Source organism: Microbispora hainanensis (genome assembly GCF_006874475.1).
GTDB lineage: Bacteria > Actinomycetota > Actinomycetes > Streptosporangiales > Streptosporangiaceae > Microbispora > Microbispora hainanensis.
The window spans coordinates 1-26,114 of sequence record NZ_VIRM01000080.1; the positions used below are offsets into that span (position 1 = coordinate 1).

The 26,114-nt window shown below is 72.6% G+C and carries 25 protein-coding genes; 13 read left to right on the forward strand and 12 right to left on the reverse strand.

Translation table 11 applies throughout. From position 1 onward, the window contains the following. Positions 1-570 precede the first annotated feature (570 nt). The 3 genes from FLX08_RS37690 to FLX08_RS37700 are packed head-to-tail and all read left to right on the forward strand — an operon-like array spanning position 571 to position 4,402. Entirely contained in the window at positions 571-1,449 is an 879-nt protein-coding gene (locus FLX08_RS37690) for an ABC transporter ATP-binding protein (protein ID WP_142625048.1), read from the forward strand. Then, complete coding sequence (locus FLX08_RS37695) at positions 1,446-3,794, forward strand: YhgE/Pip family protein (RefSeq protein ID WP_142625049.1); 2,349 nt, start codon at positions 1,446-1,448, stop codon at positions 3,792-3,794. The genes FLX08_RS37690 and FLX08_RS37695 overlap by 4 nt, the downstream gene beginning before the upstream one ends. Further along, positions 3,791-4,402, forward strand: a complete 612-nt coding sequence (locus FLX08_RS37700; RefSeq protein WP_142625050.1) for a TetR/AcrR family transcriptional regulator — start codon at positions 3,791-3,793, stop codon at positions 4,400-4,402. The genes FLX08_RS37695 and FLX08_RS37700 overlap by 4 nt, the downstream gene beginning before the upstream one ends. A 67-nt stretch (positions 4,403-4,469) precedes the next feature. Here FLX08_RS37700 and FLX08_RS37705 read toward each other — a convergent pair whose 3' ends face one another. After that, on the reverse strand, positions 4,470-5,387 hold the full coding sequence (locus tag FLX08_RS37705; protein ID WP_142625051.1) for an RpnC/YadD family protein: 918 nt from the start codon (positions 5,385-5,387) through the stop codon (positions 4,470-4,472). 154 nt (positions 5,388-5,541) lie between these two features. Here FLX08_RS37705 and FLX08_RS37710 point away from each other — a divergent pair, with 154 nt between their 5' ends. Further along, complete coding sequence (locus FLX08_RS37710; RefSeq protein ID WP_167530732.1) at positions 5,542-7,383, forward strand: substrate-binding and VWA domain-containing protein; 1,842 nt, start codon at positions 5,542-5,544, stop codon at positions 7,381-7,383. 30 nt (positions 7,384-7,413) lie between these two features. After that, the gene (locus FLX08_RS37715; protein ID WP_142625052.1) at positions 7,414-8,163 is read left to right on the forward strand and encodes a hypothetical protein; all 750 of its coding nucleotides are present in this window, start codon (positions 7,414-7,416) and stop codon (positions 8,161-8,163) included. 149 nt (positions 8,164-8,312) lie between these two features. Here the strand turns inward: FLX08_RS37715 and FLX08_RS37720 are convergent, their stop codons facing one another. The 3 genes from FLX08_RS37720 to FLX08_RS37730 are packed head-to-tail and all read right to left on the reverse strand — an operon-like array spanning position 8,313 to position 10,407. Beyond that, positions 8,313-8,771: an acyl-CoA thioesterase gene (locus FLX08_RS37720; protein WP_142625053.1), complete on the reverse strand. Its 459-nt coding sequence runs from the start codon at positions 8,769-8,771 to the stop codon at positions 8,313-8,315. 1 nt (position 8,772) lies between these two features. After that, positions 8,773-9,405: a TetR/AcrR family transcriptional regulator gene (locus FLX08_RS37725; RefSeq protein WP_142625054.1), complete on the reverse strand. Its 633-nt coding sequence runs from the start codon at positions 9,403-9,405 to the stop codon at positions 8,773-8,775. Positions 9,406-9,438: 33 nt separating this feature from the next. Beyond that, complete coding sequence (locus tag FLX08_RS37730) at positions 9,439-10,407, reverse strand: threonine ammonia-lyase (RefSeq protein ID WP_244313182.1); 969 nt, start codon at positions 10,405-10,407, stop codon at positions 9,439-9,441. A 58-nt stretch (positions 10,408-10,465) separates the two neighbouring features. Between FLX08_RS37730 and FLX08_RS37735 the strand changes: the two genes are divergently transcribed. Beyond that, the gene (locus tag FLX08_RS37735; RefSeq protein ID WP_142625055.1) at positions 10,466-11,338 is read left to right on the forward strand and encodes a LysR family transcriptional regulator; all 873 of its coding nucleotides are present in this window, start codon (positions 10,466-10,468) and stop codon (positions 11,336-11,338) included. A gap of 113 nt (positions 11,339-11,451) precedes the next feature. After that, positions 11,452-12,663 (forward strand): serine hydrolase domain-containing protein, encoded by a 1,212-nt coding sequence (locus tag FLX08_RS37740; protein WP_244313183.1) that lies wholly within the window; start codon positions 11,452-11,454, stop codon positions 12,661-12,663. Between the two features lie 42 nt (positions 12,664-12,705). On the opposite strand, the gene FLX08_RS37745 is transcribed toward FLX08_RS37740, so the two are convergent. Continuing rightward, positions 12,706-13,236, reverse strand: a complete 531-nt coding sequence (locus tag FLX08_RS37745; protein ID WP_142625057.1) for a hypothetical protein — start codon at positions 13,234-13,236, stop codon at positions 12,706-12,708. Between the two features lie 279 nt (positions 13,237-13,515). On the opposite strand from FLX08_RS37745, the gene FLX08_RS37750 reads away from it, so the two are divergent. Continuing rightward, on the forward strand, positions 13,516-14,649 hold the full coding sequence (locus tag FLX08_RS37750; protein ID WP_142625058.1) for a hypothetical protein: 1,134 nt from the start codon (positions 13,516-13,518) through the stop codon (positions 14,647-14,649). Positions 14,650-14,668: 19 nt separating this feature from the next. Here the strand turns inward: FLX08_RS37750 and FLX08_RS37755 are convergent, their stop codons facing one another. Then, the gene (locus FLX08_RS37755; protein ID WP_142625059.1) at positions 14,669-14,944 is read right to left on the reverse strand and encodes a helix-turn-helix domain-containing protein; all 276 of its coding nucleotides are present in this window, start codon (positions 14,942-14,944) and stop codon (positions 14,669-14,671) included. 54 nt (positions 14,945-14,998) lie between these two features. Here FLX08_RS37755 and map point away from each other — a divergent pair, with 54 nt between their 5' ends. The 4 genes from map to FLX08_RS37775 all read left to right on the forward strand — a co-directional run bounded on the left by map (position 14,999) and on the right by FLX08_RS37775 (position 18,341). Next, positions 14,999-15,766, forward strand: a complete 768-nt coding sequence (gene map, locus FLX08_RS37760) for a type I methionyl aminopeptidase (protein ID WP_142625060.1) — start codon at positions 14,999-15,001, stop codon at positions 15,764-15,766. Between the two features lie 106 nt (positions 15,767-15,872). Then, a complete protein-coding gene (locus FLX08_RS37765; protein WP_142625061.1) occupies positions 15,873-16,511 on the forward strand; it encodes a LysE family translocator in 639 nt (212 codons plus the stop codon). 130 nt (positions 16,512-16,641) lie between these two features. Further along, positions 16,642-17,337: a VC0807 family protein gene (locus tag FLX08_RS37770; protein WP_208761924.1), complete on the forward strand. Its 696-nt coding sequence runs from the start codon at positions 16,642-16,644 to the stop codon at positions 17,335-17,337. Continuing rightward, positions 17,334-18,341 (forward strand): hypothetical protein, encoded by a 1,008-nt coding sequence (locus FLX08_RS37775; protein WP_142625062.1) that lies wholly within the window; start codon positions 17,334-17,336, stop codon positions 18,339-18,341. The genes FLX08_RS37770 and FLX08_RS37775 overlap by 4 nt, the downstream gene beginning before the upstream one ends. Here the strand turns inward: FLX08_RS37775 and FLX08_RS37780 are convergent. The 5 genes from FLX08_RS37780 to FLX08_RS37800 are packed head-to-tail and all read right to left on the reverse strand — an operon-like array spanning position 18,308 to position 24,561. After that, a complete protein-coding gene (locus tag FLX08_RS37780) occupies positions 18,308-19,903 on the reverse strand; it encodes an acyl-CoA synthetase (RefSeq protein WP_142625063.1) in 1,596 nt (531 codons plus the stop codon). The genes FLX08_RS37775 and FLX08_RS37780 overlap by 34 nt on opposite strands. An 18-nt stretch (positions 19,904-19,921) precedes the next feature. Further along, positions 19,922-21,070: a thiolase domain-containing protein gene (locus tag FLX08_RS37785; protein WP_142625064.1), complete on the reverse strand. Its 1,149-nt coding sequence runs from the start codon at positions 21,068-21,070 to the stop codon at positions 19,922-19,924. A gap of 8 nt (positions 21,071-21,078) precedes the next feature. Continuing rightward, the gene (locus FLX08_RS37790) at positions 21,079-22,104 is read right to left on the reverse strand and encodes a thiolase domain-containing protein (protein WP_142625065.1); all 1,026 of its coding nucleotides are present in this window, start codon (positions 22,102-22,104) and stop codon (positions 21,079-21,081) included. Continuing rightward, entirely contained in the window at positions 22,101-23,024 is a 924-nt protein-coding gene (locus tag FLX08_RS37795) for a Zn-ribbon domain-containing OB-fold protein (protein ID WP_142625066.1), read from the reverse strand. Before FLX08_RS37795 ends, FLX08_RS37790 begins: the two co-directional genes overlap by 4 nt. Next, on the reverse strand, positions 23,014-24,561 hold the full coding sequence (locus FLX08_RS37800) for an acyl-CoA synthetase (RefSeq protein WP_142625067.1): 1,548 nt from the start codon (positions 24,559-24,561) through the stop codon (positions 23,014-23,016). Before FLX08_RS37800 ends, FLX08_RS37795 begins: the two co-directional genes overlap by 11 nt. Before the next feature lie 204 nt (positions 24,562-24,765). On the opposite strand from FLX08_RS37800, the gene FLX08_RS37805 reads away from it, so the two are divergent. Then, entirely contained in the window at positions 24,766-25,581 is an 816-nt protein-coding gene (locus FLX08_RS37805) for a crotonase/enoyl-CoA hydratase family protein (protein ID WP_244313184.1), read from the forward strand. Between the two features lie 4 nt (positions 25,582-25,585). Here FLX08_RS37805 and FLX08_RS43160 read toward each other — a convergent pair. Next, on the reverse strand, positions 25,586-26,114 hold a 529-nt coding region (locus FLX08_RS43160), incomplete at its 5' end, for an ARMT1-like domain-containing protein (protein ID WP_142625069.1).

Sequence of the window (26,114 nt, forward strand, 5' to 3'; positions counted from 1 at the left end):
TGCCCGGGACGGTCAGGCACAGGCCGCCGGCGCCGTTCACGATCCGGTAGGCGCCGGCGCTGGGTCCCGCACTGGGTGCGGCGTTGGACACGCCGGCGAAGACGCCGCCCACCAGGGCGGCGACCCCGGCAACCGCGCCGATCACCCCGACTCCGGTTCTGGTACTCCTTCTCAAAGCCGAGCTCCTCGCAGGTCGTGCAGGACCCCTGACCGAGGCTGGTGGCGGCGCCACTCCTGGTCCCGCTGAGGGAATTCATGAATGTGAACAACATCCATGAACCGGAACACGGCCAAGTTACGGACCTCACGAACCCGGGTCAATGCTCCGCGTCGACCAGTTGGCGGGCGGTCCGGACATCCGCCGATTCCGGCAGGTGAGACCCGCCGCGCCCGGTGCTCGCCGGTGAAATTTTCATGAAACACGCCGGAGGGGCCGGGATTCCCTCGCATCCCGAGGCCGCGGGCGTGATCTGGTGTCGGCGAAATCACACCATGACGGGGCATGGGGCGAGAGTTCCTCAGCGCTACTCTTTTGTACCGACTGGTCAGTGCAAAGAAGGGAGCACAGACGTGGATGCCGGGCGAACCACGGACGTCGCCACCCCCTCGGCCGGAAGTCCCGACCGGCCGTCCGACCCCCTGCCCGAGGGCGCGTCCGACGGCACATCCGGCGCGGCGTCCGGCGGCGTGTCCGGCGGCGTGTCCGGCTCCGTGTTCGGCGGGGTGTTCGGCGGGGTCGGGCTGGAAGCACGGGACCTGGGCGTGCGCGGCGCTCACGGCTGGGTCTACCGGCACGTCTCCCTGCACGCGGCCCCCGGGACGCTGACCGTCGTCACGGGCGAGGCGGGCAGCGGCCGTACGAGCCTGCTGCTCACCCTCGCGGGACGGATGAAGCCGACCGAGGGGACGCTCACCGTCGGCGGCCTCGCGACACCTCGCAGGATCAGGCGGGTCGCCGCCCTTGGGCTCTTCCCGGAGGTGAACCCGTTCGACGACGCCCTGACCGTACGGGAGCACCTGCAGGAGCGGATGCGCCCGCGCGGGTTCCTCTGGCGCGGGCGGCACCCGGACGCCGCGCGGTCGGCGCTCGCCCACGCCGGGCTCGATCCGCACGCGCTGCCGCAGGGCGACCGCACACCGGCCAGGGAGCTGACCCGGGACCAGGCGGTGCGGCTGGGCGTCGCGCTCGCCCTGCTCGACCGGCCGGGCCTGCTGCTCGTCGACGACGCCGGCACCGGCATCCCCGCGGGCAGGCGGCGCGAGCTGTGGGACGTCCTGCGTGGCCTGGCCGGCCAGGGGCTCACCGTCGTCGCGACGTGCACCGACGCCGAGGAGGCGACCGGCGCGGCCACCACGCTGCTGCCGCTGCCCGTCCCCGCTCCCCCGGCGCCCGGTGCCGGAGACGAGGCGGCGCGCCGCGACGAGGCGGAGACAGGAGAACAGCGATGAGGGTCCCCCACCCCGGCCGGCTCGAACTGCGCAGGTTCCTGCGCTCGCGGCTCACCAGGGCCGCGCTGGTCGCCGTGGTCATGCTGCCTCTGCTGTACGCCGGGCTCTACCTGTGGTCGTTCTGGGATCCCCAGGCGAACCTCGGCCGTGTGCCGGTGGCCCTCGTCGTGGAGGATCGCCCCGCCACCGCCGCCGGCGCCGCGGGAAGCGCCCCGAGCACGGTGGACGCCGGACGCGAACTCGCCGCCGAGCTGGAGCGGCGCAAGGTCTTCGCCTGGCACCGGGTCGACGCGGCGGAGGCCGACAAGGGCGTCCGCGAGGGCAGTTACTACCTGTCGCTCACGATTCCGGCCGGCTTCAGCGCCGACCTCGCCTCGCCCTCCGGCGACGGCTCGCCGCGCCCGGCACAGCTCGGCGTACGAGTGGACACCGGGCGCAGCTACATCATGCGGACGATCTCGGACGCCGTGTTCCAGGAGGTCAAGGAGGCGGCGGGACGAAGCGCGGTCAAGGACTACCTGGACCAGATCTTCCTGTCCTTCGGCGAGCTGCACGACAAGACCGCCCAGGCGGCCGACGGCGCCGGCCGGTTGCACGACGGGGCCGCCGCCGCGAGCGACGGCGCGGCCTCGCTCGCCAAGGGACTCGGGTCCGCACAGGACGCGACCGGCAGGCTGTCATCCGGAGCCGACACCCTGTACAGCGGGTCGAAGCAGCTCACGAGCGGGCTGCACCAGGCCAGGGCCGGCTCGGCCTCCCTGTCCGCCGGCCTGTCGAAGGCGGCCACGGGCGCCGCCGACCTCCGCAAGGGCCTGTCCGCGCTCGGCGAGGGCGCGGCCACGCTGGCCGAGGGCAACCGCGAGGTCTATCGCCAGGTGCACACCCTGTCTCCCACCGTCAACCGGGCGGCCGACAAATACGTCCCGGTGCTGGAGAAGAACGGCGACCGCATCCGGCAGGGCGCGCTCACCCTCGCGGAGGGCGCCGACGGCTTCGCCGACGCGCTCGGCGGCCTGCCCCAGGAGGTGCAGGGCTCGGCGGGCACGGCCATACAGGACCTGCGTGCCGTCCAGCGCTGGCTGAACGCCCATCCGGACGCCGACCCCGAACTGCGCGGGCTGGTCGAGCGGGCCGCGGGGTCGGCAGGCGACCTCGCGTCGGCCGCCGGACGGCTGCAGAACCGCCTCGGCTCCCAGGAGGGCAGGCTCGACGACCTCGCCGGCACGGCACGGGCGGTCGCCGACGACGCCCGCGAACTCGCCGCCGCCGCGCCCGGCCTCGGCAGCGCGCTCGACGACGCCCGCGACAAGTTCAACCAGCTGGACAAGGGGCTCAGGCGACTGGCCGACGGGGCGTCGGACCTCCGCGACGGCGCGGGCAAGGCGCTGAACGGAGCCTCCTCGCTCTCGCGCGGCCTCGGCACGCTCAACAGCGGTGCGCGGAGCCTGTCCACCGGCCTGGCCAGGCTCGACGACGGAGCGACCGGCCTCAACACCGGGCTCGCCTCGCTCGCCTCCGGCGCGGGCACGCTCGACAACGGCATCGGCAAGCTCCGCCAAGGGGCCGGCAAGCTCGGCTCCGGGCTGGTCAAGCTGACCGACGGCTCGGGCGAGCTGGCGGGCAAACTCGGCGACGGGGCCGCGCAGATCCCCGACTACGGCACGCCGGAGCGCGACAGCCGTACGGACATGATGAGCGACCCGGTCCGGCTCGCCACCGAGGTGGACAACGAGGTGCCCAACTACGGCACCGGCTTCGCCCCGTTCTTCGTGCCGCTCGCGTTGTGGGTCGGCGCGATGGTGACGTACATGGTGCTGCGGCCGCTCAACCCGCGCCTGCTCGCCGGGTCGGCGCCGGCGTGGCGCACGGCCCTCGCGGGCTGGCTTCCGGGACTCGCGATGGGGACGCTCCAGGTGGCGGTGCTGCTCGCCGTGCTGCGCTTCGGCCTGGGGCTGGAGGCGGCCGACTGGCCGGGGATGACGGCCTTCCTGGTGCTGGTCACCGCCGCGTTCCTCGCCGTCGTGCAGGCGGTCAACGCGCTGCTCGGGCCGCCCGGGCGGGTGGCGGTGCTGGCGCTGCTCATGCTGCAGCTCACCTCGTCGGCGGGCACCTATCCGATCGAGACGTCCCCCGGATTCTTCCAGGCCATCTCGCCGTGGCTGCCGATGAGCTGGGTGGTGTCGGCGATGCGCCGCCTCGTCAGCGGTGGCGACACCACCGTGGTGTGGCAGGCTTGCGGCGTGCTGTCCGCGTTCGTCGCCCTCGGTCTCGCCCTCACCGTGCTCGCCGTCCACCGTGGTCGTACGTGGTCGATGCGCCGCCTCAAGCCGGAGCTGTCGCTGTGAGCCGATCTGGGGACGGCCCGAAGGAACAGGGTGGCAGGCGGGCCGAGACCCGTCAGCGGCTCTACCGGGCCGCGGCCGAGCTCATCGCCGAGCAGGGTTTCGCCGCCACGACCGTCGACGCCATCGCCGAACGCGCGGGGGTGGCCAAGGGCACCGTCTTCTACAACTTCGGCAGCAAGGAGGCGCTGTTCGCCGGCCTGCTCGACCACGGCATCGAGCGGCTCGCCGACGCCCTCGCCGAGGCCGCGAACGCCCCGGCCGCCTCGCCGGTCGCCGTGCTCGACGCGCTCATGCTCGCGCAGCTCCGCTTCTTCGACGAGTACGGGCCGTTCGCCCGGGTGCTGCTGGCGGAGCTGTGGCGGGCGGCCTGGCAGGACGCGATCCTGCGGCTGCGGACGAGCGTGCTCGCGGTGTACGAACGTGTCCTCGCGGACGCCGTGGAGGCCGGAGAGCTGCGCCCCGGGTTCGACACCGGCACCGCCGCCACCGCCGTCTTCGGCATGGTGCTCACCGTCGCCATCGAGCGTCGCGCGCTGCGCCCCGACCAGCCGGTCGAGGACGTGCACGCGACGCTCGCCGAACTCGTCCACCGCCGCATCTCCCCCTGATGGAGCCCTGACCGAGCCCCGGACGAGCCGGGGACGGGCCGGGATCAGCGCTGGACGGGCGCGGACGTCAGAGGAAGAGCTCGTCCACCGACGTCACCGTCACCGCCTTGCGGATCCACTTCTCCAGTAGCTGCAGATCGGAGCACCCCCTGATCCGCTCGCGCGCCTCGGGGGAGATCTCCAGCCCCCGGGCGTCGAGCACGGCAAGGATCGCGTCGATCTCGCCCTCCGCGCGCCCCTGCTCCAGCCCTTGTTCCCGCCCCTGCTCCAGGCCCTGCTCCATGCCCTTGTTCACCCATTCGGAGAAGTAGCGGGCGCCGATGACCTTCTCGTAGTCGGCTGACGCTGTCATCAGAAGCTCCTTCAGGCGCTCACCCACTACTGTGGGTACCAGGCCGAACACGTAGCTCAAATATAGCCGGACGTCCTTCTGGTCGAGCTCGTTCAGCCCCTCCAGCATGACCTCCAGCCCCTTGTCGATGTCGGGGTGGCCGCCGTTCATGGCCGCCGACAACACGGCCAGCTCGGGGTGCCTGCGCGCCTCGCCCGGGTCGGTGACCAGGGGCAGGCGGTCCGAGTGAATCGCCACCGGGGTGACCGTTCCGCTCGGTCCCATGGAGATGGGCTGCTCGCACCAACGGCCCACCGCCGGGTTCAGGCTGATCACCAGCAGGGCGGTGTCACACTTCAGCCGGGCCCGCAGCGCGGCGACGTACACGGGCCAGGTGAAGCGCTTGTCCGCGTCGTGCCGTAACTGCACCTCGACGATCACCGCCAGCCGGGCCGTTCCGGAGCCGTCGCGGAGCACCACGACCGCGTCCGCGCGATACTCCACGGGGGTCAGTTGCGTGGCGTCCACCGCCTCCGCCGTGGCCTTGGCGAACTCGGGCGGCTCGATGCCGCCGACCTCGCGTAACAGCTCCACGGCGGCGATGGGCCTCCGATGGAAGAGGTCGACCGTCTGTTGATGGATGAGATTCGGCACGCGGGGGACTTTACTCAATGTGTTCGAGTCATTACGGAGAATTACCGAGGTCTGTGGATGAGCGTGGAACGGGGCTGGGGTGTTAGCTGGACGAGATGATCGGCAACTAACGTGATCCGCCATTCGTCGGGATAGATGCAGGTATCCCGTGACAATGGAGGAGACCGTGTACCCCCCACCGCAGCAGAAGCGCCGCCGCAGCGTGGCTCCGTTCGTCATCGCGGTCATCTTCGCGGGGGCGCTCATCGTCGGGCTGAAGCTGCTGTTCGGCGGCGTGTCGGGCGGCGGTGGCGACGCCGGAGACGGCGAAAGCGGGAACGCGGGCAAACGCGCCTGCGGCGACGACGGGATCACGCTGACCATCGCCGCGTCGAGCGAGAAGGCCGAGCTGCTGCGCACGATGGCCAACGACTACAACGGCCACGAGGTGGACGGGAAGTGCGTGGACGTGGTCGTGAACTCCAAGGCCTCGGGCGGGGCGATGCAGGCCCTGGCGCGCGGCTGGGACGAGCGGCAGGACGGCCCGAAGCCCGACGTCTGGACGCCGGCGAGCACCGGCTGGGTCACCCTGCTGCGGCAGCGCGTCGAGGGCGGCGACCAGGCGTCGCCGGTGTCCGCCGACAACCCGACGATCGCCACGTCTCCGCTGGTCATCGCGATGCCCAAGCCGATGGCGCAGGCGCTCGGCTGGCCGTCCAAGAAGATCGGCTGGTCGGAGATCCTCGACCTCGCCAACGACCCCAAGGGCTGGGCGACGTACGACCACCCCGAGTGGGGCACGTTCCGCCTCGGCAAGACGAACCCGAACTTCTCGACTTCCGGCCTCAACGCCACGGTCGGGGCGTACTTCGCGGCCACCGGGCTGTCGGGCGACCTGACGGAACGGGACGTCGCCGCGGCGCGGGCGCGTGACTTCGTGCGTGGGGTCGAGCGGTCCATCGTCCACTACGGCGACACGACCCTCACGTTCCTTTCCAACCTCCAGCACGCCGACGACTCGGGGACGGCCATGTCGTACATCTCCGCCGTGACGGTGGAGGAGAAGTCGGTGTGGGACTACAACCAGGGCAACCCGACGGGCGATCCCAAGACGCTCGGCGACCACGCCAAGCCGAAGGTCCCGCTGGTGGCGATCTACCCCAAGGAGGGCACGCTCTTCTCCGACCACCCGTACGCCGTGCTGTCCTGGGCGGACGCCGCGAAGAAGGCCGCGGCGGCGGACTTCCTGAAGTTCCTGCAGACGCCCGAGCGGCAGCGGGAGTTCGAGAAGTACGCCTTCCGGTCGTACGACGGCAAGCCGGGCGACCTCATCACGACCGCCAACGGCCTCGACCCCAAGCAGCCGGCGACCACGCTGAGCACCCCGGCGCCGCCGGTGCTGGACCGGATCCTCAAGAGCTGGGCCGAGCTGCGCAAGCCCGCCAACGTGCTGATGGTGATGGACGTGTCCGGCTCGATGGGCGCCGACGTCGAGGGCACCGGCAAGACCAAGCTCGACCTGGCCAAGCAGGCCGCGATCAACGCGCTGCCGCAGTTCGGGCCCAACGACCGGGTCGGTTTGTGGCTGTTCAGCCTCAAGCAGGACGGCGACAAGGACTACCGCGAGCTCGTCCCCCTGGGCAGAGGCAACCAGTCGCAGCTCAAGAGCCGCATCAACGGCCTGATTCCCAGCGGCGGCACGGGGCTGTACGACACGGCCCTCGCGTCCTATCAGTACGTGATGCGCCACCAGAGCGGCGACGCGATCAACGCGGTCGTGTTCCTGACGGACGGCAAGAACGAGGACAACAACTCCATCTCGCTCGACAACCTGCTGCCCGACCTGCGCCACGAGGCGGGGCAGGAGACCGTGCGGATGTTCACCATCGCGTACGGCGGCGACGCCGACCTCGACGTACTGCGGCGCATCTCGCAGGCCACGGACGCGGCGGCCTACGATTCGCGCAAGCCGGGAAGCATCGACGAGGTGTTCACCGCCGTCATCTCCAACTTCTGATCAACCCTGCCGTCCGACCTGGGAGCCCCCTTGTCCCGCTTCACCGAGGAACTCCGCGACCCCTGGGCGCTGCTCATGGGCGCCACCGCCACGGGCGCGGCCTGGGCGGTCGGCGTCCCTCTCGTGGGGGTGCCCGTCGCCGGGATCGCGGTCTGGCTCATCAAGGCGTTCGCCTCCGCGTGGCAGTCCACCGGTGGCGAGAGCCGTACGGAACCGCAGGCCCCGCCGGTCACGAAGGGGAGCGCGGAGGAGGCGTGGCTGCGGCGGGCGGAGCGGGCCGCCGCGTCGTTCGCCGACCTGACCGCCACGATGCGCGGGCAGCTCCTGCTCGACCGGATCGCGGCGATGCGCCCGCAGGTGGACGACACCGTCGGCACGCTGCGCCGGCTGGCCGGGCACGCCTCCGTCACCGGCTCGGCGCTGGCCCGCTTCGACCCCCGGTTCCTGGAACAGGAGCGCGTACGGCTCACGCAGGCGCGGCAGACGGCCCGGCAGGAGGTCGCGGGCGAGCTCGACCGGTCGATCGCCGCCCTTGACGCGCAGCGCGAGGTGTACGACAGGTTGTGGGGCACGCGGGAGCGGGTGCTGGCCCGGTTGCAGTCGGGCGCCATCAGCCTGGAGGGCCTGGTCGCGCGGGCCGTGGAGATCTCCGCCATGACGGCGGCCTCCGACGATGCGGGCGGCGCCCGCGCGCTCGACGAGCTGACCTCGGAACTCGAACTGACCCGGCAGAGTCTGCACGAGGTCGAGGAGGCCACCCGCGACGACGTCGGCCCCTGAGGCCCCTGAGGCCCCTCGTTTCCCGCTCAGCGACAGGCCGCGCCGCGCGATGCCGGGCAGGTCGAGCATCCGGTCCGCCCGGAAGTCCGTCAGCGCGGCGACCAGCGGCCCCGGCCGCTCCGCCGCCGGCCCGGCGATCCAGCGCGATCTCAGCACGGCGCCGCCTCCGTAAGCACCGCGAGCGGCGTGCGGAGCAAGGGCGCGGCGGCCTCGCGGATCCGGTCGCTGAACGGCGTCGGCCGGAAGGTGGCCGGATCCAGGTTGACGTTGACCCGGTAACCCTCGGCATGAGCGGTGACGCGGTCCGCGGACAGCACGCGAAAGCCATACACCCCGCTGGTGCGTCCCATCCGCTCCAGCCAGAAGTGCACGAGCCGCTCGCCCGGCTCCGTGATGGGCACGTGGTAGGTCACCTTGAACTCGCGCACGGCCATCAGCACGTCCGGGAAAGCCGACCGGGCGGGGTCGGCCGCCCAGCCGAGCCGGTGCCAGTAGGCGCCGATCGCCCGCTCGACCAGCACGGCGTAGCGCGAGTTGTGCAGCAGCCCCATCGCGTCGAGGTCGTCGAAGTGCACCTGGACGATCTCGTGGACGCCACCTGCGGTCATGTCATTCCTCCGGGAGAAGTGCGGGGTCGGGGCAGAGCGCGCGCAGGCGCTCCAGCACGCCGCGGCGGGCATGGACGAGGGCCTGCGCCCCGTCGTGCAGCCGGGAATGGATGATGACCATCTCGCCGAGCGCGTCGATCTCGTAGGCCAGCTGGGCCGGATCGATGCCATCGGTCAGTTCGCCCAGCGTCACGGCCTCGGCGACCAGCCGGCGAAGGAGCCCCTGCCACTCGCCCATCGCGCGCGAGAGCCGGTCGCGGACTGCTCCGGGACGGTCGTCGAACTCGGCCTGCGCAGCGAAGAAGAAACACCCGCCGGGCAGCACGCCGTCACCGTAGAAGGCCAGCCGCGCCTCGTGCAGCGCGAACAGGCGCCGTACGCCCGGGGGGACGCGCAGCGCGGGCCCCACCACCTGTTCGGTCCACTGCCGGACGGCCCACTCCACGGCGTCGAGCTGCAGTTGCTCCTTGTCACGCCAGTGGGCGAAGAGCCCGGACTTGCTGACCCCGGTCGCCGTCGCCAGCCGCCCCAGGGAGAGCCCGTCGAGCCCTTCGACGGAGGACAGCTCCACCGCCTGCCGCAGGATCGTCTCGCGGCTGCGCAACCCGCGCAGCCGCCGGCCGTCTTGTGTCACCCCCGCAAACTATGTGACCGATCGGTCGGTCGTCTAGCTCATCGCGCCCAGGAGGCGGGCGAGCTCGGCCGGGCCGGCGTTGCCGCCCGTGCACACCACGGCCACCCTGCGCCCGGCGAACTCCTCGCGCCGGGCCAGCAGCCCGGCGAGCGCCGCCGCCCCCGCCCCCTCGGCCAGGGTGTGGGCCTCGGTGAGCAGCAGGCGCTGGGCCCGCAGGATGTCGTCGTCGTCCACCAGCACGAAGCCGGCCAGACCGTCGCGCATCACGGCCTGCGGGAGCGCGAACGCCGAACCGGTGGCTAGCCCCTCCACGACGGTCTTGACGGGCCGGGTCACCGGCTCCCGCAGCCGCCAGGAGTCGTGCGCGGCCGGGGCCTGGGCCGACTGGACGGCGATCACCCGGCAGCCCGGCGCGAGCGCGGCGGCGGCGAGGCACGCCGCGGCGGCCCCGCTGCCGCTGCCCACCGGCACGAACACCGCCTCCAGATCCGGCCGGGCGGTGAACATCTCGACGTAGAGCGTGCCCACCCCGGCCAGGATGTCCGGCTCGTCGGCCGGGCTGATCAGCCGGCGTCCCGTGCGCTCGGCGAGGTCGCGGGCGTGCCCGGCGGCCTCCACCATCGTCGCGCCCCGGACCTCGACGGTCGCCCCCAGCGCCTCGACCGCCGCGGCCTTGGCGGGATTCGGGTTCTCCGGCATGAGGACGGCGCACGGCACGCCGTACAGGCGGGAGGCGTACGCGACGGACTGGGCGTGGTTGCCGGTCGAGTAGGTGACCACTCCGCGGTCGCGGCCGGCCATGCGCGCCAGCAACGTGATGCCGCCGCGCACCTTGAACGCCCCGGTGGGCTGGACGTTCTCGTGCTTCACGTGAACCTCGGCGCCCACCGCCGCGTCGAGCACGGGATAGGACCACAGGGGAGTCTCGGGCAGGTGCGGGGCGATGAGCCGCCGGGCGTCCAGGATGTCGCGGATGTCGGTCATGGCCCCCAGCCTGACCATCCGCGGGACAATAGGTCCAACTCAACTTCTCAGGCGAAACCATAGACGGGATCGATGAATGCCGCTCGACGTCGTACGGCTGCGGGTCCTCGTGGCGGTGGCCAGGACCGGCACGGTGACCGCGGCGGCGCGGGAGCTCCATTACTCGCAGCCCTCGGTGAGCCACCATCTCGCCCGGCTTGAGGCGGAGACGGGCGCGAAGCTGGTGCAACGCGCAGGGCGCGGCATCCGCCTCACCGAGGCGGGCCGCCTGCTCGCCGAGCGGGGCGCGGAGATCCTCGGCCGCCTCGACGCGGCGTCCGCGGAGCTCGCCGCGCACGTCGGGCTGCGGGCCGGACGCGTGCGGCTGGCGGCGTTCCCCTCCGCCCTCGGCACGTTCGTCCCGGCCGCGGCCGCCCGGCTCGCGCGCGACCATCCGGGGCTCGACCTGCGGCTGATGGAGGCCGAGCCGCCCGAGGCGCTGCGCCTGCTGCGGGCCGGCCGGGTGGACGTCGCCGTGGTCTTCCGCTTCGGCGAGACCGCTCCCGAGGACGACGGCGTCCGTCTTGTCCACCTGCTCGACGACCCGAGCTTCCTCGTCACCCCCGCGGCGTACGGCGGTGACGGACACCTGGCTGCCTACGCGGACGGGCCGTGGATCACGGGGTGCGAGCGGTGCCGCGCGCACCTGCTCGCGCTGTGCGCGGAGGCGGGCTTCACGCCGCGCGTCTCGTTCACGACGGACGACTACGTGGCCGTGCAGGCCATGGTCGCGGCCGGGCTGGGCACGGCGCTCCTCCCCCGGCTCGCGCTGTCCGCCCACCGCCACCCCGACGTGCGGGTGTCCGAGCTGCCCGGGTCGGACCGCCGGGTCTACGCCGCGACGTACGGCGAGCCACCTGACCCGCCCGCCACCGCGGCCCTGGTCGCCGCTTTGCTGGCGATCACGTGATTTGTCTGCGCGCCGAGTCAAAGATCCATTAGAAATTGGACATGCGAAAAGCGCCGATATCAACGTCCGTTTCCGCGAACCAGGAGGGTCTGAACAGGAGGAACTTCATCCAGATGGGCGCCCTTTCGGTGCCCGCCCTCGCGTTCGGTGCGCGGGCGCTCCCCGTTCCCGCCGTGGAGACCACCGGGGTCGTGCCCGCCGCGCTCGCCGGGTTCGACAAGGTGCTCAAGACGTACGTCACCGAGCGCGGCATCTCCTGCGCGCAACTGGCCATCACCAAGAACGGCAAGCTGGTCCTCGCCAGGGGATACCGCTACTCCGACGGCAGCCGGTACATCCCCCCGGTCTCGCCCACGTCGCTGTTCCGGATCGCGAGCCTGAGCAAGCACATCACCGCCATCGCGATCATGCGGCTCGCCCAGGACGGCAAGCTCAGCCTGACCGCCTCGGCCGCGACGCTCCTGGGCCTGTCGACGACGGCCGATCCCCGGCTGGCCAAGGTGACCGTGTGGCGCCTGTTGCAGCACACCGGCGGCTGGGACCGCGACATCTCGGGCGACTACCTGTACATGGACCACACGATCGCGACCGCGCTCGGCGTCCCGCTGCCGATCTCCCAGGACCACATCGTCACGTACGCCTGCGCCCGCCCGCTCGACTTCGACCCCGGAACGCGGTACGCCTACAGCAACTACGGCTACATGCTGCTCGGCCGCATCATCGAGAAGGTCTCGGGCATGAGCTACCAGGCGTACGTCACGCAGAAGATCCTCGCGCCGCTGGGGATCACCCGGCTCCGCCTGGGCCGTACGCTCCGGTCGGAGGCCGCGCCCGGCGAAGTCGTCTACGAGTCGAAGTACACGAGCAAGACCGTCACCGACGCCTCGGGCACGATCGTGCCCACGCCGTACGGCGGCTTCAGCATGCCCAACCGCGCTCCGGGCGGCGGATGGCTGGCCTCCGCCGTCGACCTGGTGCGCCTCGCGAAGGTGCTCGACGCGCCGAACACCGTGCTCAACGCGACCTCCATCAGCAGGATGATCGCCAAGCCGGAGACCGGCGTGACCACCAGCGGCTCCTGGTATGGCGCCGGGCTGTGGGTCCGCCAGGTCACCGGGCACGTCAACACCTGGCACGACGGCTCACTGCCCGGGACCTACACCTACACCGCCCGCCTGCAGAACGGCTTCACCTACGCCGCGCTGTTCAACCGCCGCGAGGAGACCGGCTCGCTCGACTTCGACGTGCTCAGCCCGCTCATCAACGCGGAGATCGGCAAGGTGACCACCTGGCCGACCACCGACCTCTTCCCGCGCTACTTCTGATTCCCGCGCTACTTATGGTTCCCGCGCTCCTTCTGACGACGGTCAGCTCGGTGCGGGCGACGGCGTGGCGGTGTCGTTGTCCAGCTCGGTGGCGCTCCACACGGCGACGCCGGTGCCCGGCAGCTGACTGATCCGGGACTCGAAGGTGGCGGTGCCGTCCGTCGCGTCGTCGTCCTCCTCGGCGAAGACGAGGAGGGCCTGCCATTCGTTGTACCGGTCCGCGGGGAAGAGCAGCCGGGGGCCGATCGACAGGTCCGAGTCGCCGGACAGCCGCTGGCTGTCGACGGTCACCCAGCCGTACGACGGCCGGTCGCTGAGCCGCACGTAGATGAGCGCCGAGCCGCCTTCGGGCACGACCACCTGGGCGGGCGTGACCATGACGTACGGCGTGGCGCTCACCGTCGGGGTCGGCGTGGGAGTGGGAACCGCGCTCGGCAGCAGGCGGGCGACGGCGGCCGATCCGCGCGGCGCGGCGTCGGCCGCGCCCGGGACGAGCCCGGTCACCGCGGACGCGGCGGCCACGACGGCCGCGAGGACGGCCGGGCGACGTAACCGGCCGTGGGGGAATCGCATCGGGCACCTCCGTGGTGAGCCGGCCGGCCGCCTCGGGCCGGCTGCCGTTGATCGCGGGCGATGCTCCCAGCGTCGGTTCTCCTCAGCCCGCTGTACAGGAACTCCGGCGGCCCGCTCTCGCCGTGGGCGGCCCGGCGTATCGCGGGCGCCCCCGCTCATCTCCCCGAACGCCGTCGACGGCCGCCGGGGCGGGGAGGCCGCCGCGCGTGAAGGCCGTTGAAAGATTCAGATGAGACGATCCCCGCGACCGGGTTCCGGCCCTCATGCGATCATGTCGGGATGCGTACCGGTGCGGGAGCGGTCGCCGCCCTGGTCCTCGTGTGCGCATCCGCGATGACCTCCGACACCGCCCGGCACGGCACCGGGTGGACGGCCGGCCGCGCTGTCGAATCGTCGTCGCGCTGGACCCTGAGGTACGCCGCCAGGGAGCACGCGGACTTTCCGTTGTCGATGTTTCCCTCGGCGGACGGCGGAGTGTCGCTGTTCATCAGGAAGAGACCGGGCCCCGGCTGGTCGATGCTGCGATGGGACGGCACCTCCTGGAGACGCGCCGGCCTGCCCGCGCAGTTCGCCAAGGCCTGGGGGCTCGAGATCGGCGGGTCTCCGTCCGGGGAGACGATCTGGGCGGCCGTAAGCGTCTCTCAGAAGTACGACACCGTGGCAGAGCACCTGTGGCGGTTCTCCGGCGGGCGCTGGACGCGCCTGCTCTCCCGGGACGCGACGTGGAACGGAGTGATCGACATCTCCGTCGACTCGCGGGGCGGCGCCTGGTTCGTCACCGGCATGGACCCGGACGGGGCTCCCTCCACCGTGCTGCGCTGGAGCGGCAACGCCTGGCCTCGGCAGCCGTCGCCGCCGGATTTCGACCTCACCGCGGTCGCCGCGGCAGGCCCGGACGACGCGTGGATCGTCAGCCGGGAGCGGGGGGACAGAACGCTGCACTGGGACGGCGCGTCGTGGAAGGACGTGCCCTACCCGTGCGCCGTCGACTCCGCTCGTCCGCCCTGTCGCGGGCGTTCCTACCTGGGCGACCTGGACCTGGCTGTGCGGCCGGACGGCCAGGCGTGGGCGGCCGGGCCTTACTGGGCGGACGGCGGCAGCCCCGTCGTCCTCCACTGGGACCGCACTCGATGGGCGCAGGTGGGCACGGACCTGACAAGGACGGGCCTGACGGCGGTGCGCGTGGACCGCGAGGGCGGCGTGTGGATGGCCGCCCGTCCCGCCTCCGGCGCGCCCTACGTCCTCACCCTGCGCGACGGCGGATGGACCAGGTTCACCCTGCCGGCGGGCGGCCCCGGCGAGCAGATCGTCGGCATCGCGCCGGTGCGGGGCACGACGCGGCTCTGGGTGCACACCCGGCGGCCCGATCCCACGGGCGGCGGGACGACCTCGCTGGTGTACGAGCTCTCCTAGGGAACGGCACGGCCGGGCGTCAGCCGGCCTGGCGGAACTCACCGGTCTGGGGGCCCTCCGCGCAGGCGGCGGCCAGCTCGTCCAGCGACAGGCCCAGCGCGGCGGCGAGCGCGGCGACCGTGAAGAAGGCCGGGGTCGGCGCCCGGCCGGTCTCGATCTTGCGCAGCGTCTCGGCCGACAGCCCGGCCGCCGCCGCGACCTCGACCATGCTGCGCTCGCCGCGCGCCTGCCGGAGCAGGACGCCGAATCGCTCCCCCCGCTGCCGCTCCTCGGGGGTCAGGGGCACTCTCACCATGACCGTGATACTAATACCGGTATAGTTATTGGTGCCACCCCGGGAGGGCATGTCATGGTGGAAATCAAGACCGACGCCGCGCTGGACGCGATGCGGGAGGCGGGGCGCGTGGTGGCCCGCACGCTCGACGCCGTACGGAAGGCCGCGGCCATCGGCGTGCGGCTCACCGACCTGGACGAGACGGCGCGGGCGGTGCTGCGTGAGGCCGGGGCGAGTTCCCCGTTCCTCGGCTATCGGCCGTCCTTCGCACCGACCCCGTTTCCCGCCGTGATCTGCGTGTCCGTCAACGACGCGATCGTGCACGGCATCCCGACCGACTACCGGCTGCGTGACGGGGACGTCGTCGGCGTCGACTCCGGCGCGGTGCTGGACGGCTGGGCGGCCGACGCCGCCGTCACGTTCATCGTGGGCACGCCGCGCCCCGGCGACCTGGAGCTCGTCGACACCACGCGCCGGGCGCTGGAGGCCGGGATCGCCGCCGCGACCGTGGGCAACCGCATCGGGGACATCTCGGCGGCGATCGGCGCGATCGCCAAGGAGGCCGGATATGGCATGCCCAGGGACTTCGGCGGCCACGGCATCGGCCGTCAGATGCACGAGGACCCGTCGGTGCCGAACCACGGGCGGCCCGGCCGGGGCTATCCGCTGCGGCAAGGTCTCACCCTGGCCATCGAGCCGATGTTCATCGCCGGAGGCCGGGACGGTTATCACACGGCGGGCGACGGCTGGACGCTGCACAGCACGGACGGCAGCAGGGCCGCCCACATGGAGCACACCATCGCGGTCACCGAGGACGGCCCCCGCGTGCTGACCGTGCTTTAGACGCGGCCGGTCGAGGCCCTCCGCGCCGGCTTCGCGGCGCTGATGCCAGGGACGGCGCCCTAAATTGAGGTGCCGTCGACGGCGCGGTGTCCCTACCATCCCAGCCATGCCGACTCTGCCCACGCTCGCCCTGTTCGCGACCGCCACGATGGCGTTGCTCCTGGTTCCGGGACCCGCCGTGCTCTACATCGTCACCCGGAGCGTGGCCCAGGGCCGTACGGCGGGGCTGGTCTCCGTTCTCGGCATCCACACCGGGTCGCTCGTCCACATCGCCGCCGCCTCGTTGGGGATCACCGCGCTGCTCGCCGCCTCGGCCGCGGCGTTCGCCGTCGTGAAGTATCTGGGCGCGGCTTACCTCCTCTACCTGGGCATTCGCAAGCTCATCCGGCGGACGGAGGCGGAGGAGGCCGAGGTCAAGCCGGCCTCGCCCCGGCGGCTGTTCGGCGAGGGGTTCGTGGTCAACGTGCTGAACCCCAAGACGGCCATGTTCTACCTCGCGTTCCTGCCGCAGTTCGTCGATCCGGCGCGCGGTCCCGTGGCGCCGCAGGTGCTCGTGCTCGGGGCCGTGTGGGTCGCGCTCGGCATGGCGAGCGACGGCACGTACGCCCTGCTCGCCTCGGTGCTGGCCGGGCGGCTGCGCTCCTCGGCGCGCGCCCGGCGGCGGCTGGACCAGGGCAGCGGCGTCGTCTACCTCGGTCTCGGCGCCGTGGCCGCGCTCGCGACCGAGGGCGCCAAGAAGCTCTGACGGCCCGCCCAGGGCAGACCCAGGGACAGACCCAGGACATTTGTACTGCCGCAATCGGGATCGCTGAATCTGTCCGGCTCCTCCGGTTTCCGAGACGCTTGACGCACACGGAGACCCCCTGGAGGACCCGATGATCGAGACCCCGGCCGCGCCGGCGACCGCCCCGATGAGCGCCGCCGAGCCCCAGCGGGGCACCCTCCGCACCCTGCTGATGCCGCTCGCGATCGACGTCGCCGCGCCGATGGCGTGCTACTACCTCCTGCACGGCGCGTTCGGCACGAGCGAGGTCACCGCGCTGGCCGTGAGCGGCGTGATCCCGGCCGCCCGGGTGATCGCCGGGATCGTCAGGGACCGCACGCTGAACGGGCTGGCCGGGTTGACGCTGGCGGTCAACGTGGCGGGCATCGCGCTGAGCTTCGTCACCGGCGACGCCCGCATGATGATCGCCAAAGACTCGGCCCTCAGCGGCGTGATCAGCCTGTTCATGATGCTCACGGCGTTCACCGCGCGCCCGGTGATGACCCCGGGCATGCGCGCGTTCATCACCCGGGGCAACGCGGCGCGGGAGGCCGCCTGGGAGCGGCTGGCGAGCGGCGCCCGGTTCCGCCGCGCCGAGCGCCGCTTCACCGGGATCTGGGGCGGGGCGCTGCTCGCCGACTGCGTGGCCCGGCTGATCGGCGCGTTCACGCTGCCGGTGTCCACCATGGTCTGGCTGTCCAACGTGCTGCTGATCGCCGCCCTCGCGGTGGGGCTCGTGGTGGCGGGCGCATTCGGCTCCGGGCCGATCATGTGGATGATCAGCAACGAGGTGCGGGACCCGCGATGAGGGGCAGGGGCATCAACTACGACACCGGTTTCCTCCCCGGCGGGCAGATCAGCCGGGAGACGTTCGACCCGGAGACGGTTCGCGCGGAGATGCGCGTCATCGCCGGCGAGCTGCACTGCACCGCCGTCCGCATCACCGGCGGGCACCCGGAACGGCTCAGCGTCGCCGCGCGGCACGCCGCCGAGGCGGGGCTGGAGGTGTGGTTCGCGCCCTTCCCCTGCGAGATGACGACCCGAGAGCTCGCGCCGTACTTCGCCGAATGCGCGGAGCGGGCCGAGGAGGTGCGGCGCGACGGCGCGGAGGTGGTGCTCGTGACCGGATGCGAGCTGAGCATCTTCTGCACCGGCTTCCTGCCCGGGGAGACCTTCTTCCACCGCATGGCGGCGCTCGGCGCGGGGGACGCCGAGGTGTACGACCGGTTCGCCGAGATCCCCGCCCGGCTGAACCCCTTCCTGGCGGAGACCGCCGATGCGGTCCGCTCGATCTTCGGCGGGCGGGTGACGTACGCCTCGGGCGAGTGGGAGGACGTCGACTGGAGCCCGTTCGACATCGTCGCGGTGGACGCCTACCGCGACGACCGGAACGCCGCGACCTACCGCGAGGAGCTGCGCGCCCGCTTCCGGTTCGGCAAGCCGGTGGCGGTCACCGAGTTCGGCACGTGCGCCTACACCGGGGCTGGCGCACGCGGCGGCATGGCGTGGGCCATCGCGGACTACACCGCGAACCCGCCCCGGCTCGACGGCGACTACCGCCGCGACGAGGGCGAGCAGGTCCGCTACCTGCGCGAACTGCTCGCCGTGTTCGAGGAGGAGGGCGTCGACAGCGCCTTCTGGTTCACCTTCGCCGGCTACACCACGACCTATGACCCGGACCCGCGCGGCGACCTCGACATGGCCTCCTACGGGGTGGTCCGGCTGCTGAAGGACGGCGGGCGGGGGCCGAAGGAGGTCTTCCACGCCCTCGCCGCCGCCTACTCCGGCGGACGCGCCGCGGCGGCCACCTGACCGGCCCACCGATAGTCGGCCTTGCCCGCCGGGGAGCGGACGATCTCCTCCACGAACGCGTAGCTCCGCGGCACCTTGTAGCCCGACAGCCGGGTGCGGCAGTGGGCGTCGAGTTGCCGCGCCGTCGGCGTCGTCCCGTCGTACGGCTGGACGACGGCCGCGACCCGCGACCCCCAGCGGTCGTCGGGGATGCCGGTGACGACGGCGTCGAACACGGCGGGATGCCCCTTGAGCACCGCCTCGACCTCCTCGGGGAAGACCTTCTCACCGCCCGTGTTGATGCACTGGGATCCGCGGCCGAGGATGCGGATCGTGCCGTCCTCCTCCACCGTGGCGAGGTCGCCGGTGAGCAGCCACCGCACGCCGTGGGCGTCGGTCACGAAGGTGCGGGCGGTCTTGTCCGGATCGTTGTGGTAGCCGAAGGCGATCCGGCCGGCCCTCGCCATCGTGCCGATCCGCCCCGAGCCCGGCTCGACCGGCGTCAGCGTCTCGTCGAGCACGGTCACGGAGGCGCCGGCGTTGGGCCGATAACGCAACCCCGACTCGGGCGACGACCCCTCGACGCCCGACGCCGTGTATCCCGACTCGGTGGAGCCGAAGTTGTCGAGGATCATCCGGCCGGGCAGCAGCTCCTCCAGCCGGGCGCGCACGGCACCGCTGAGGATCGCCCCGGTCGAGCTGAGCACGAACAGCGACGACAGGTCGTAGGACCCGGCGGCCAGCTCCTCGGCGATCGGGCGGGCCATCGCGTCGCCGGTGATGTTCAGGCTGACGACCTTCTCCCGCTCGATCGCGCGCAGCACGGCGGCGGCGTCGAATTTGCGGACGTGCACGATCGTGCCGCCCATCCACCAGGCGATGAAGGTGCCCATCTGGGCCGCGCCGTGCATCAGCGGGGCCGCCGTCATCATGACGACCGGCGACGCCGAGCCGCGCGCCTGCTCGATCACCGCCTCGGGCGTCTTCAGCGGCTCGCCGTAGGGGTTGCCGCCGCCGAAGGCGAAGAACAGGTCCTCCGACCGCCACATCACGCCCTTGGGCATGCCGGTCGTGCCGCCGGTGTAGATGACGTACACGTCGTCGCCGGACCGGGGCGGGAACCCCCTGCCCTCGGGCCGCCCCGCCACCGCCTCCTCGTACGGCACCGCGCCCGGCACGGCGGAGGGGCCGCCGACGGCGACGAGGTGGCGCAGCCCGGGGACCTGCGCGGCCACGGCCGCGACGCGGTCGTCGAACTCCACGTCGAACACCAGGGCCGCGATGCCGGAGTCCTGGTAGAGGTAGCGCAGCTCGGACTCGACGTACCGGTAGTTGACGTTGACCGGCACGGCCCGCAGCTTCAGCGTCGCCAGCAGGGCCGCGACATACTCCACCCCGTTGTAGAGCTGCATGCCCACGTACGTCCCGGGCCCGACGCCCTGCGCGGCCAGGTGGTGGGCGAGCCGGTTGGCGTGGGCGTCGAGCTCGGCGTACGTCGGGCGGTCGTCGCCGCAGACCACCGCGACGCGGTCCCCGATGGCGTCGGCGAGCCCCTCGAAAAGATCGGCGTGGTTGAACTCCATCCGGCGGACCTCCCGCGCTCAGGGTTTACTGCTGCCCACGATCCACATCGCGAAGAACTGGGCGCCCCCGCCGTACGCGTGGCCGAGCGCGAGACGCGCCCCCTCGACCTGGTGCTCCCCCGCCATGCCCCGCACCTGGAGCGCCGCCTCGGCGAAGCGGATGAGGCCGGACGCGCCGATCGGGTTGGACGACAGCACGCCGCCGGAGGCGTTCCACGGGGTGTCGCCGTCGAGGGCCGTGCATCCGGCCTCGGTGAGCTTCCAGCCCTCCCCCTCGGCCGCGAAACCGAGATTCTCCAGCCACATCGGCTCATACCAGGAGAACGGCACGTACACCTCGGCGACGTCGATCTCCCGCCGCGGGTCGGTGACCCCGGCCTGGCGGTAGACGTCGGCGGCGCAGTCGCGGCCGGCCCGCGGGCTGACGACGTCGCGGCCGGCCATCATGAGCGGCTCCGAGCGCATCGCCGTGCCGTGGATCCAGGCGGGCGTGCCGGTCACCTTGTCCTCGGCCGCGAGCACGATCGCGCAGGCGCCGTCGGACGACGGGCAGGTCTCCAGATAGCGGATCGGCTCCCACAGCATCGGGGTCGACTCGACCATCTCCCGGTCGATCCCGGGGATGCGCAGGTGGGCGTACGGGTTCTTCAGCGCGTTGATCCGGTCCTTGACCGCGACCAGCGTGCCGATGTGGCCGGGCGCGCCCGACCTGCGCAGGTACTCCCTGATGTGCGGCGCGAAGTAGCCGCCCGCCCCCACGACCAGGGATGCGTTGAAGGGCAGGTGCGTGGTCAGGGCCCAGGTGGCGTTCGACTCCGACTGCTTCTCGAAGGCGACCACCAGCACCCGCCCGTGCACGCCGCCCTGCACGAGCGACGCGCCGACCAGCGCGGTCGAGCCGCCGACCGAGCCCGCCGTGTGCACGCGCATCACCGGTTTGCCGGCCGCGCCGAGCGCGTCGGCGAGGTACGCCTCCGGCATCATCACGCCCTCGAACATGTCGGGGGCCTTGCCGATGACGACCGCGTCGATGTCGGCGAACGTCAGGCCGGCGTCCTCCAGCGCCCGCAGGGCGGCCTCGCGGACCACCCCGGCGAGCGAGACGTCCCGCCGTCTGGTCTGGTAGCGGGTCTGGCCCACGCCGATGACGGCACAGCGGTTTCCCACGGCGACTCCTACAGAGACTGGTCGAGCACGGCGACGAGGTTCTGCTGCAGGCACGGTCCCGAGGTGGCGTGCGCCACGGCGCGGTCCGCCGAGCCGTCGAGGATCCGCCGGGCCGCCTCGCCGATCCGGATCAGGCCGGTGGCCATGACCGGGTTGGCCGCGAGCGGCCCGCCCGACGGGTTGACCGTCACGTCTCCGGACAGGCCGAGCGCCTCGCGCAGGATCGGCTCCTCGTGGCTGAACTGGGTGTGCAGCTCCGCCACGTCGACCGGGCCCTTGCCCACCCCGGCCGCCCGGCCCGCCTCGGCCGTGGACACCGACCGGGCGAGGTCGCGCATGCCCAGATAGTGGGGCTCGGCGCGGTGCGCGATGCCGGTGATCCAGGCGGGCCGCCCGGCCAGCTCGCGGGCGTGGTCGCCGGCGGCCAGCACCACGGCCGCCGCCCCGTCCGTGACCGGCGCGACGTCGTACGGCCGCAGCGGCTCGACCTCGAACTCCTCGCCGGAAGGGTCGGGCAGGTCGAGGGCGTAGGGGTTGGCCCGGCCGTCGGCCCGGCTGCGCCGTACGATCTCGTCCAGCGCCGCCCGGTCCGCGTTCACCGCGGCGGCCTGCAGCGCGGCGTACGAGACCTGGTCGAGCCCGAGCGGCGCCAGATAATACGGGTCGAGCTGGAGCGTCATGATCTCCCGGATGTCCGACATCGACGACTTGCCGAAGCCGTAGACCAGGGCGGTGTCGATGTCGCCGTGCTGGAGCCGCACCCACGCCTCGTACAGCGCGAAGGCGCCGTCCATCTCGACGTGGCTCTCGCTGATGGGCGGCCAGGCGCCGACCGCGTCGAGCGCCGAGACGAACGAGAACGGCGCCCCGGCCAGGTAGTCGCACGAGCCGGAACAGGTGAAGCCGAACCTTTTCAGCCCGGTCGCCCGCTTGACCTCGTCGATCACGGGCAGCAGCAGCTCCGGCTCGGCCAGACCGGTGTCGTGGCCGGTGTGCACGGTCTGGGCGAAGGCGACCACCGCGACATCCCTCATCGGGCACCCCCGGTGGACTCGTCGAGGTCGGCGTCCGGCTCCCCGGTCGGTTCGAACCACTTCACGTTGGCCATCGACAGCGTCCGCTCCTCGGGCGGCAGCCACACGGCGCGCACCCGCATGCCCTGCCGCACCTCGTGCGCGGGCACCCCGCCGATCAGCGCGATCATCGGCGTGTCCGCGCCGTCCAGCAGCACGTACGCGGAGACGAACGGCACCTCGGGGGCCCGGGGGTCGGGCAGGTTGTTGATGGCGAAGGTGGTGACCGTGCCGGTGCCGGCGACCTCCACCTCCTCCTCGATCACCGAGCCGCACGCGGGGCACGACACGCGGTAGGGCACGTAGACGGCGACGCACGCGGCGCACCGGCCGCCGACGAACCTCCCGTCGCGCACGCCCTCCAGAAACCGGGTGAGCGCCCGCCCCGGCGTGACGCGATACTCGGCCCGCACGGGCGCGACGAGCGAGGTGACCTCGGGCAGAAAGCACTCGATGTCCGTGATGTGCCCGGTGGTGGCGGCCCGCCAGCGCGGGCGCACCCGCAGGCCCGGCCGCAGCGCCTTCGGGCTCCCGGCGTCCACGGCATGGACGAGGGCGGTGCCGGCGCCGTCGAGCCGGATGAGCGCCCAGGCGAACGGCCGGTCGAGCGGGTGGCCGGGCCGCGGCGAGCCGACCCAGGCCCACGCCTGGACGGTCCCGGCCGGTCCGACCTCCACGTACTCCTCGGTGACCGGCTCGCCGGTGTCCGGGTCGTACTCCAGCGGCGGCACCAGCACCCGTCCCCCTGCCGTACGGACCCCGACCAGCCGCCGGTCGCGCAGCTCGGTGAGGAACCGCCCGATGACGGGCCCGGTCGTCCGCGTGTAGCCGCCGGGGAACTCCAGGACGTGGGCGGCGACGAGCGACTCCTCAGATGGCACGGTCCCTGCCTTCCCAGTAGGGGACGCGGAGCTTGCGTTTGAGCAGCTTGCCGTTCGGCTCGCGGGGCATCTCGTCGATGAACTCGATCACGCTCGGCCACTTCATGCGGGCCAGGCGGCCCTCCAGGGAGCCGATGAGCTCCGCGGCCAGCTCCTGCCCGGGGACGGCGCCGGGCGCGGGCTCGACGACGGCCATGATCCGCTCACCCCACTCGTCGTCCGGGATGCCGAACACGGCCACGTCGGCCACCTTCGGGTGGATCATGAGCTCCTTTTCGATCTCGGCCGGATAGATGTTGGCCCCACCCGAGATGATCATGTCGGCCTTGCGGTCGCAGAGGAACAGGAAGCCGTCGTCGTCCAGATAGCCGATGTCGCCGACGGTGAAGTGGTCCCGGAGGCGGCCCGCGGCGGTCTTCTCCGGGTCGCCCTTGTATTCGAAGGAGATGCCCATCTTCATGTAGACGGTGCCGGGCGTGCCCGCGGGCACCGGTGCGAGCTCGTCGTCCACGATCAGCAGCTCGCTGCCCGGCCAGGCCTTCCCGACCGTGCCCGGCCGCTTCTTCCAGTCCTCGGGAGTGGCGACCGTGCCGCCGCCCTCGGTGGCGGCGTAGTACTCGTAGATGACGTCGCCCCACCACTCCAGCATCTGCCACTTGACCGGCACCGGGCAGGGCGCGGCGGCGTGGATCATCCACCGCAGCGACGACAGGTCGTAGGACCGCCGCGTCTCCTCGGGCAGCGACAGCAGACGTTTGAAGTGCGTCGGCACCATGTGGGAGTTCGTCACGTGGTGGCGTTCGCACAGGCGCAGGGTCTCCTCGGCGTCCCACCTGTCCATGAAGACGAGCGTGTGCCCCATGTGCAGCGCCGTGCCGGCGAACTGGGTGACCGCCGTGTGATAGCTCGGCGACGTGACCAGGTGGGCGTTCGGACGGCCGGGCGTCACGCCGAACAGCCGCAGCAGCGCCGTCATCAGCTCGGCCGCGTCGTCGGGGTCGAGGCCGGTGAGCGCGCGCCGCACGCCCTTCGGCCTGCCGGTCGTGCCCGAGGTGTAGTGCATGGTCGCCCCGGCCGTACGGCCGGGGGGCGGGGTGTCCGGCCTGCCGTCGGTCAGCTCGGCGACGGGGCGGAAGCCCTCGATGTCGCCGTAGGAGAAGCATCGGCCGGCGTCGATCCCGGCCTCCCGGGCGCCTCTGGCGGCCTCCGCGGCGTACCGCTCGTGGGCGAAGAACGCGGCGGCCTCGCTGTCGGCCACGATGTAGCCGATCTCGGGCCCGGTGAGATGCCAGTTGACCGGCGTGTAGTACCACCCCGCCTGGAGGGCCGCGAGGTAGAGCACGAGGCCGTCCGCGCCGTTGGGCAGCAGCCCGCAGATGCCGTCTCCAGGGCGCAGGCCCAGCTCGCGCAGGCCGTGGACCATCCGGTTGGCCCTGGCGAGCAGCTCGCCCGCGGGATGTTCCGTTCCGTCGGGATCGACCGCGGCGATCCACGCCGGGTCGGCCTGCGCCAGCCTCCAGAAACCGAGTGAGCCCATGTGCCAGCTCCTAGCGCGCGCCGCATCACCGGGGGCGTCAGCGGACGCGAAGTGAAGCACGCGAGTGCGACGCTGACAAGATCTGGCAATGCGGAGCGACTCAGACGAGAATCGGTTCTAGTTCTTGCGGGCAGACTAACCCCGCGCGCGATGGCTAACAAGCGCTTGATCGAGCCGGTGACACCACCCAGCCGGAGGACACCTGTGGAGCTCCTGCCCATCAGCAACCCGCACTGCCGGATCGAGCGCGACGGTCACGTGGTGATCGTCACGATGGACCGGCCCGCGGCCAGGAACGCGCTCTCGCAGGACATGCTGGTGGGGCTCGCCGAGGCGTGGCAGTACATCTCGGACGAGCCGGAGGTGCGGGCCGGCGTCCTCACCGGCGCGGGCGGCACGTTCTGCGCCGGGGCCGACCTCAAGGCCATGGGCACGCCGTCCGAGGACGAGCGGGTGCGCCGCCGGGCCGCCGAGATCCCCGACTACCACTGGAAGGGCCTGCTGCGCGATCCCGGGGCGCTGCCGTCCAAGCCCATCGTGTGCGCGGTCGAGGGCTACGCCGTGGCGGGCGGCACCGAGCTGCTCGTCGGCACCGACCTGCGCGTCGCCGGCGAGGGCGCCACGCTCGGGCTGTTCGAGGCGCGGCGGGCGCTGTTCCCGATGGGCGGCAGCGCCGTACGGCTGCCGCGCCAGATCCCGTACGCGTTCGCCATGGACGTGCTGCTCACCGGCAGGGCGATCACGGCGGCCGAGGCGCTCACGATGGGCATGCTCAACCGCGTCGTGCCGGACGGCCAGGCGCTCGACGCGGCCCGCGAGATCGCCGATCAGGTGGCCGCCTGCGGGCCGCTGGCCGTACAGGCGATCCTGCGCGCCTACCGCGAGACGCTGGGCATGCCGGAGGCCGAGGCCCTCAAGGTCTCCGACGCCATCGGCTGGCCGGTCATCGGCTCGGAGGACGCCAAGGAGGGCTCCCGCGCCTTCCGCGACAAACGCCCGCCGGTCTACCAGGGCCGATAGATGCTCAGGGGCGGGCCTGGACCATGGCGTGGGTGCCAGTGGTCCGCCAGGGGCGGCCGGGCGCGTCCAGCTCGGCCAGCGTGCGCTCCGGCACGCCGACGAGCGCGTCCGACTTGAGCGTGCGCAGCGCGGCGACCGGCCCGGGGAAGTAGGCGGTGACGGCAGCGAACGGGGTGCTCGCCGGCCACATCCGGTCACCGACGAGCCGCCGGTAGTTCAGGTCGCCCTTCATGACGGTCAGCGAGGCCGACGCGAACTCCTCCCGCAGGTCGTCCGGCATCTCCGCGTACGGCAGCGGGGCGCAGGCGAAGGGATGCGCCCGCAGCGTGAGGCGGCCCTCCTCCATCGCGGACCAGAGGCGGGCGCCCCCCCCCCCCCCCCCCCCCGCCGCCGCCCCCCCCCCCCCCCCGCCCCCCCCCCGCCCCCCCGCCCCCCCCCCCCCCCCCCCCCGCGGGGGGGGGGGGGGGGGGGGCCCCCCCCCCCCCCGGGGGGGGGCCCCCCCCCCCCCCCCCCCCCCCCCCCCCCCCGCGGGG

Coding starts and splice junctions, on each gene's coding strand:
- FLX08_RS37695 (WP_142625049.1), top strand. CDS start 1,446: ATGAGGGTCCCCCACCCCGGCCGGCTCGAACTGCGCAGGTTCCTGCGC.
- FLX08_RS37710 (WP_167530732.1), top strand. CDS start 5,542: ATGGAGGAGACCGTGTACCCCCCACCGCAGCAGAAGCGCCGCCGCAGC.
- FLX08_RS37720 (WP_142625053.1), bottom strand. CDS start 8,771: ATGACCGCAGGTGGCGTCCACGAGATCGTCCAGGTGCACTTCGACGAC.
- FLX08_RS37730 (WP_244313182.1), bottom strand. CDS start 10,407: ATGGTCAGGCTGGGGGCCATGACCGACATCCGCGACATCCTGGACGCC.
- FLX08_RS37735 (WP_142625055.1), top strand. CDS start 10,466: ATGCCGCTCGACGTCGTACGGCTGCGGGTCCTCGTGGCGGTGGCCAGG.
- FLX08_RS37740 (WP_244313183.1), top strand. CDS start 11,452: ATGGGCGCCCTTTCGGTGCCCGCCCTCGCGTTCGGTGCGCGGGCGCTC.
- FLX08_RS37745 (WP_142625057.1), bottom strand. CDS start 13,236: ATGCGATTCCCCCACGGCCGGTTACGTCGCCCGGCCGTCCTCGCGGCC.
- FLX08_RS37750 (WP_142625058.1), top strand. CDS start 13,516: ATGCGTACCGGTGCGGGAGCGGTCGCCGCCCTGGTCCTCGTGTGCGCA.
- FLX08_RS37755 (WP_142625059.1), bottom strand. CDS start 14,944: ATGGTGAGAGTGCCCCTGACCCCCGAGGAGCGGCAGCGGGGGGAGCGA.
- map (WP_142625060.1), top strand. CDS start 14,999: ATGGTGGAAATCAAGACCGACGCCGCGCTGGACGCGATGCGGGAGGCG.
- FLX08_RS37765 (WP_142625061.1), top strand. CDS start 15,873: ATGCCGACTCTGCCCACGCTCGCCCTGTTCGCGACCGCCACGATGGCG.
- FLX08_RS37770 (WP_208761924.1), top strand. CDS start 16,642: ATGATCGAGACCCCGGCCGCGCCGGCGACCGCCCCGATGAGCGCCGCC.
- FLX08_RS37775 (WP_142625062.1), top strand. CDS start 17,334: ATGAGGGGCAGGGGCATCAACTACGACACCGGTTTCCTCCCCGGCGGG.
- FLX08_RS37780 (WP_142625063.1), bottom strand. CDS start 19,903: ATGGAGTTCAACCACGCCGATCTTTTCGAGGGGCTCGCCGACGCCATC.
- FLX08_RS37790 (WP_142625065.1), bottom strand. CDS start 22,104: ATGAGGGATGTCGCGGTGGTCGCCTTCGCCCAGACCGTGCACACCGGC.
- FLX08_RS37800 (WP_142625067.1), bottom strand. CDS start 24,561: ATGGGCTCACTCGGTTTCTGGAGGCTGGCGCAGGCCGACCCGGCGTGG.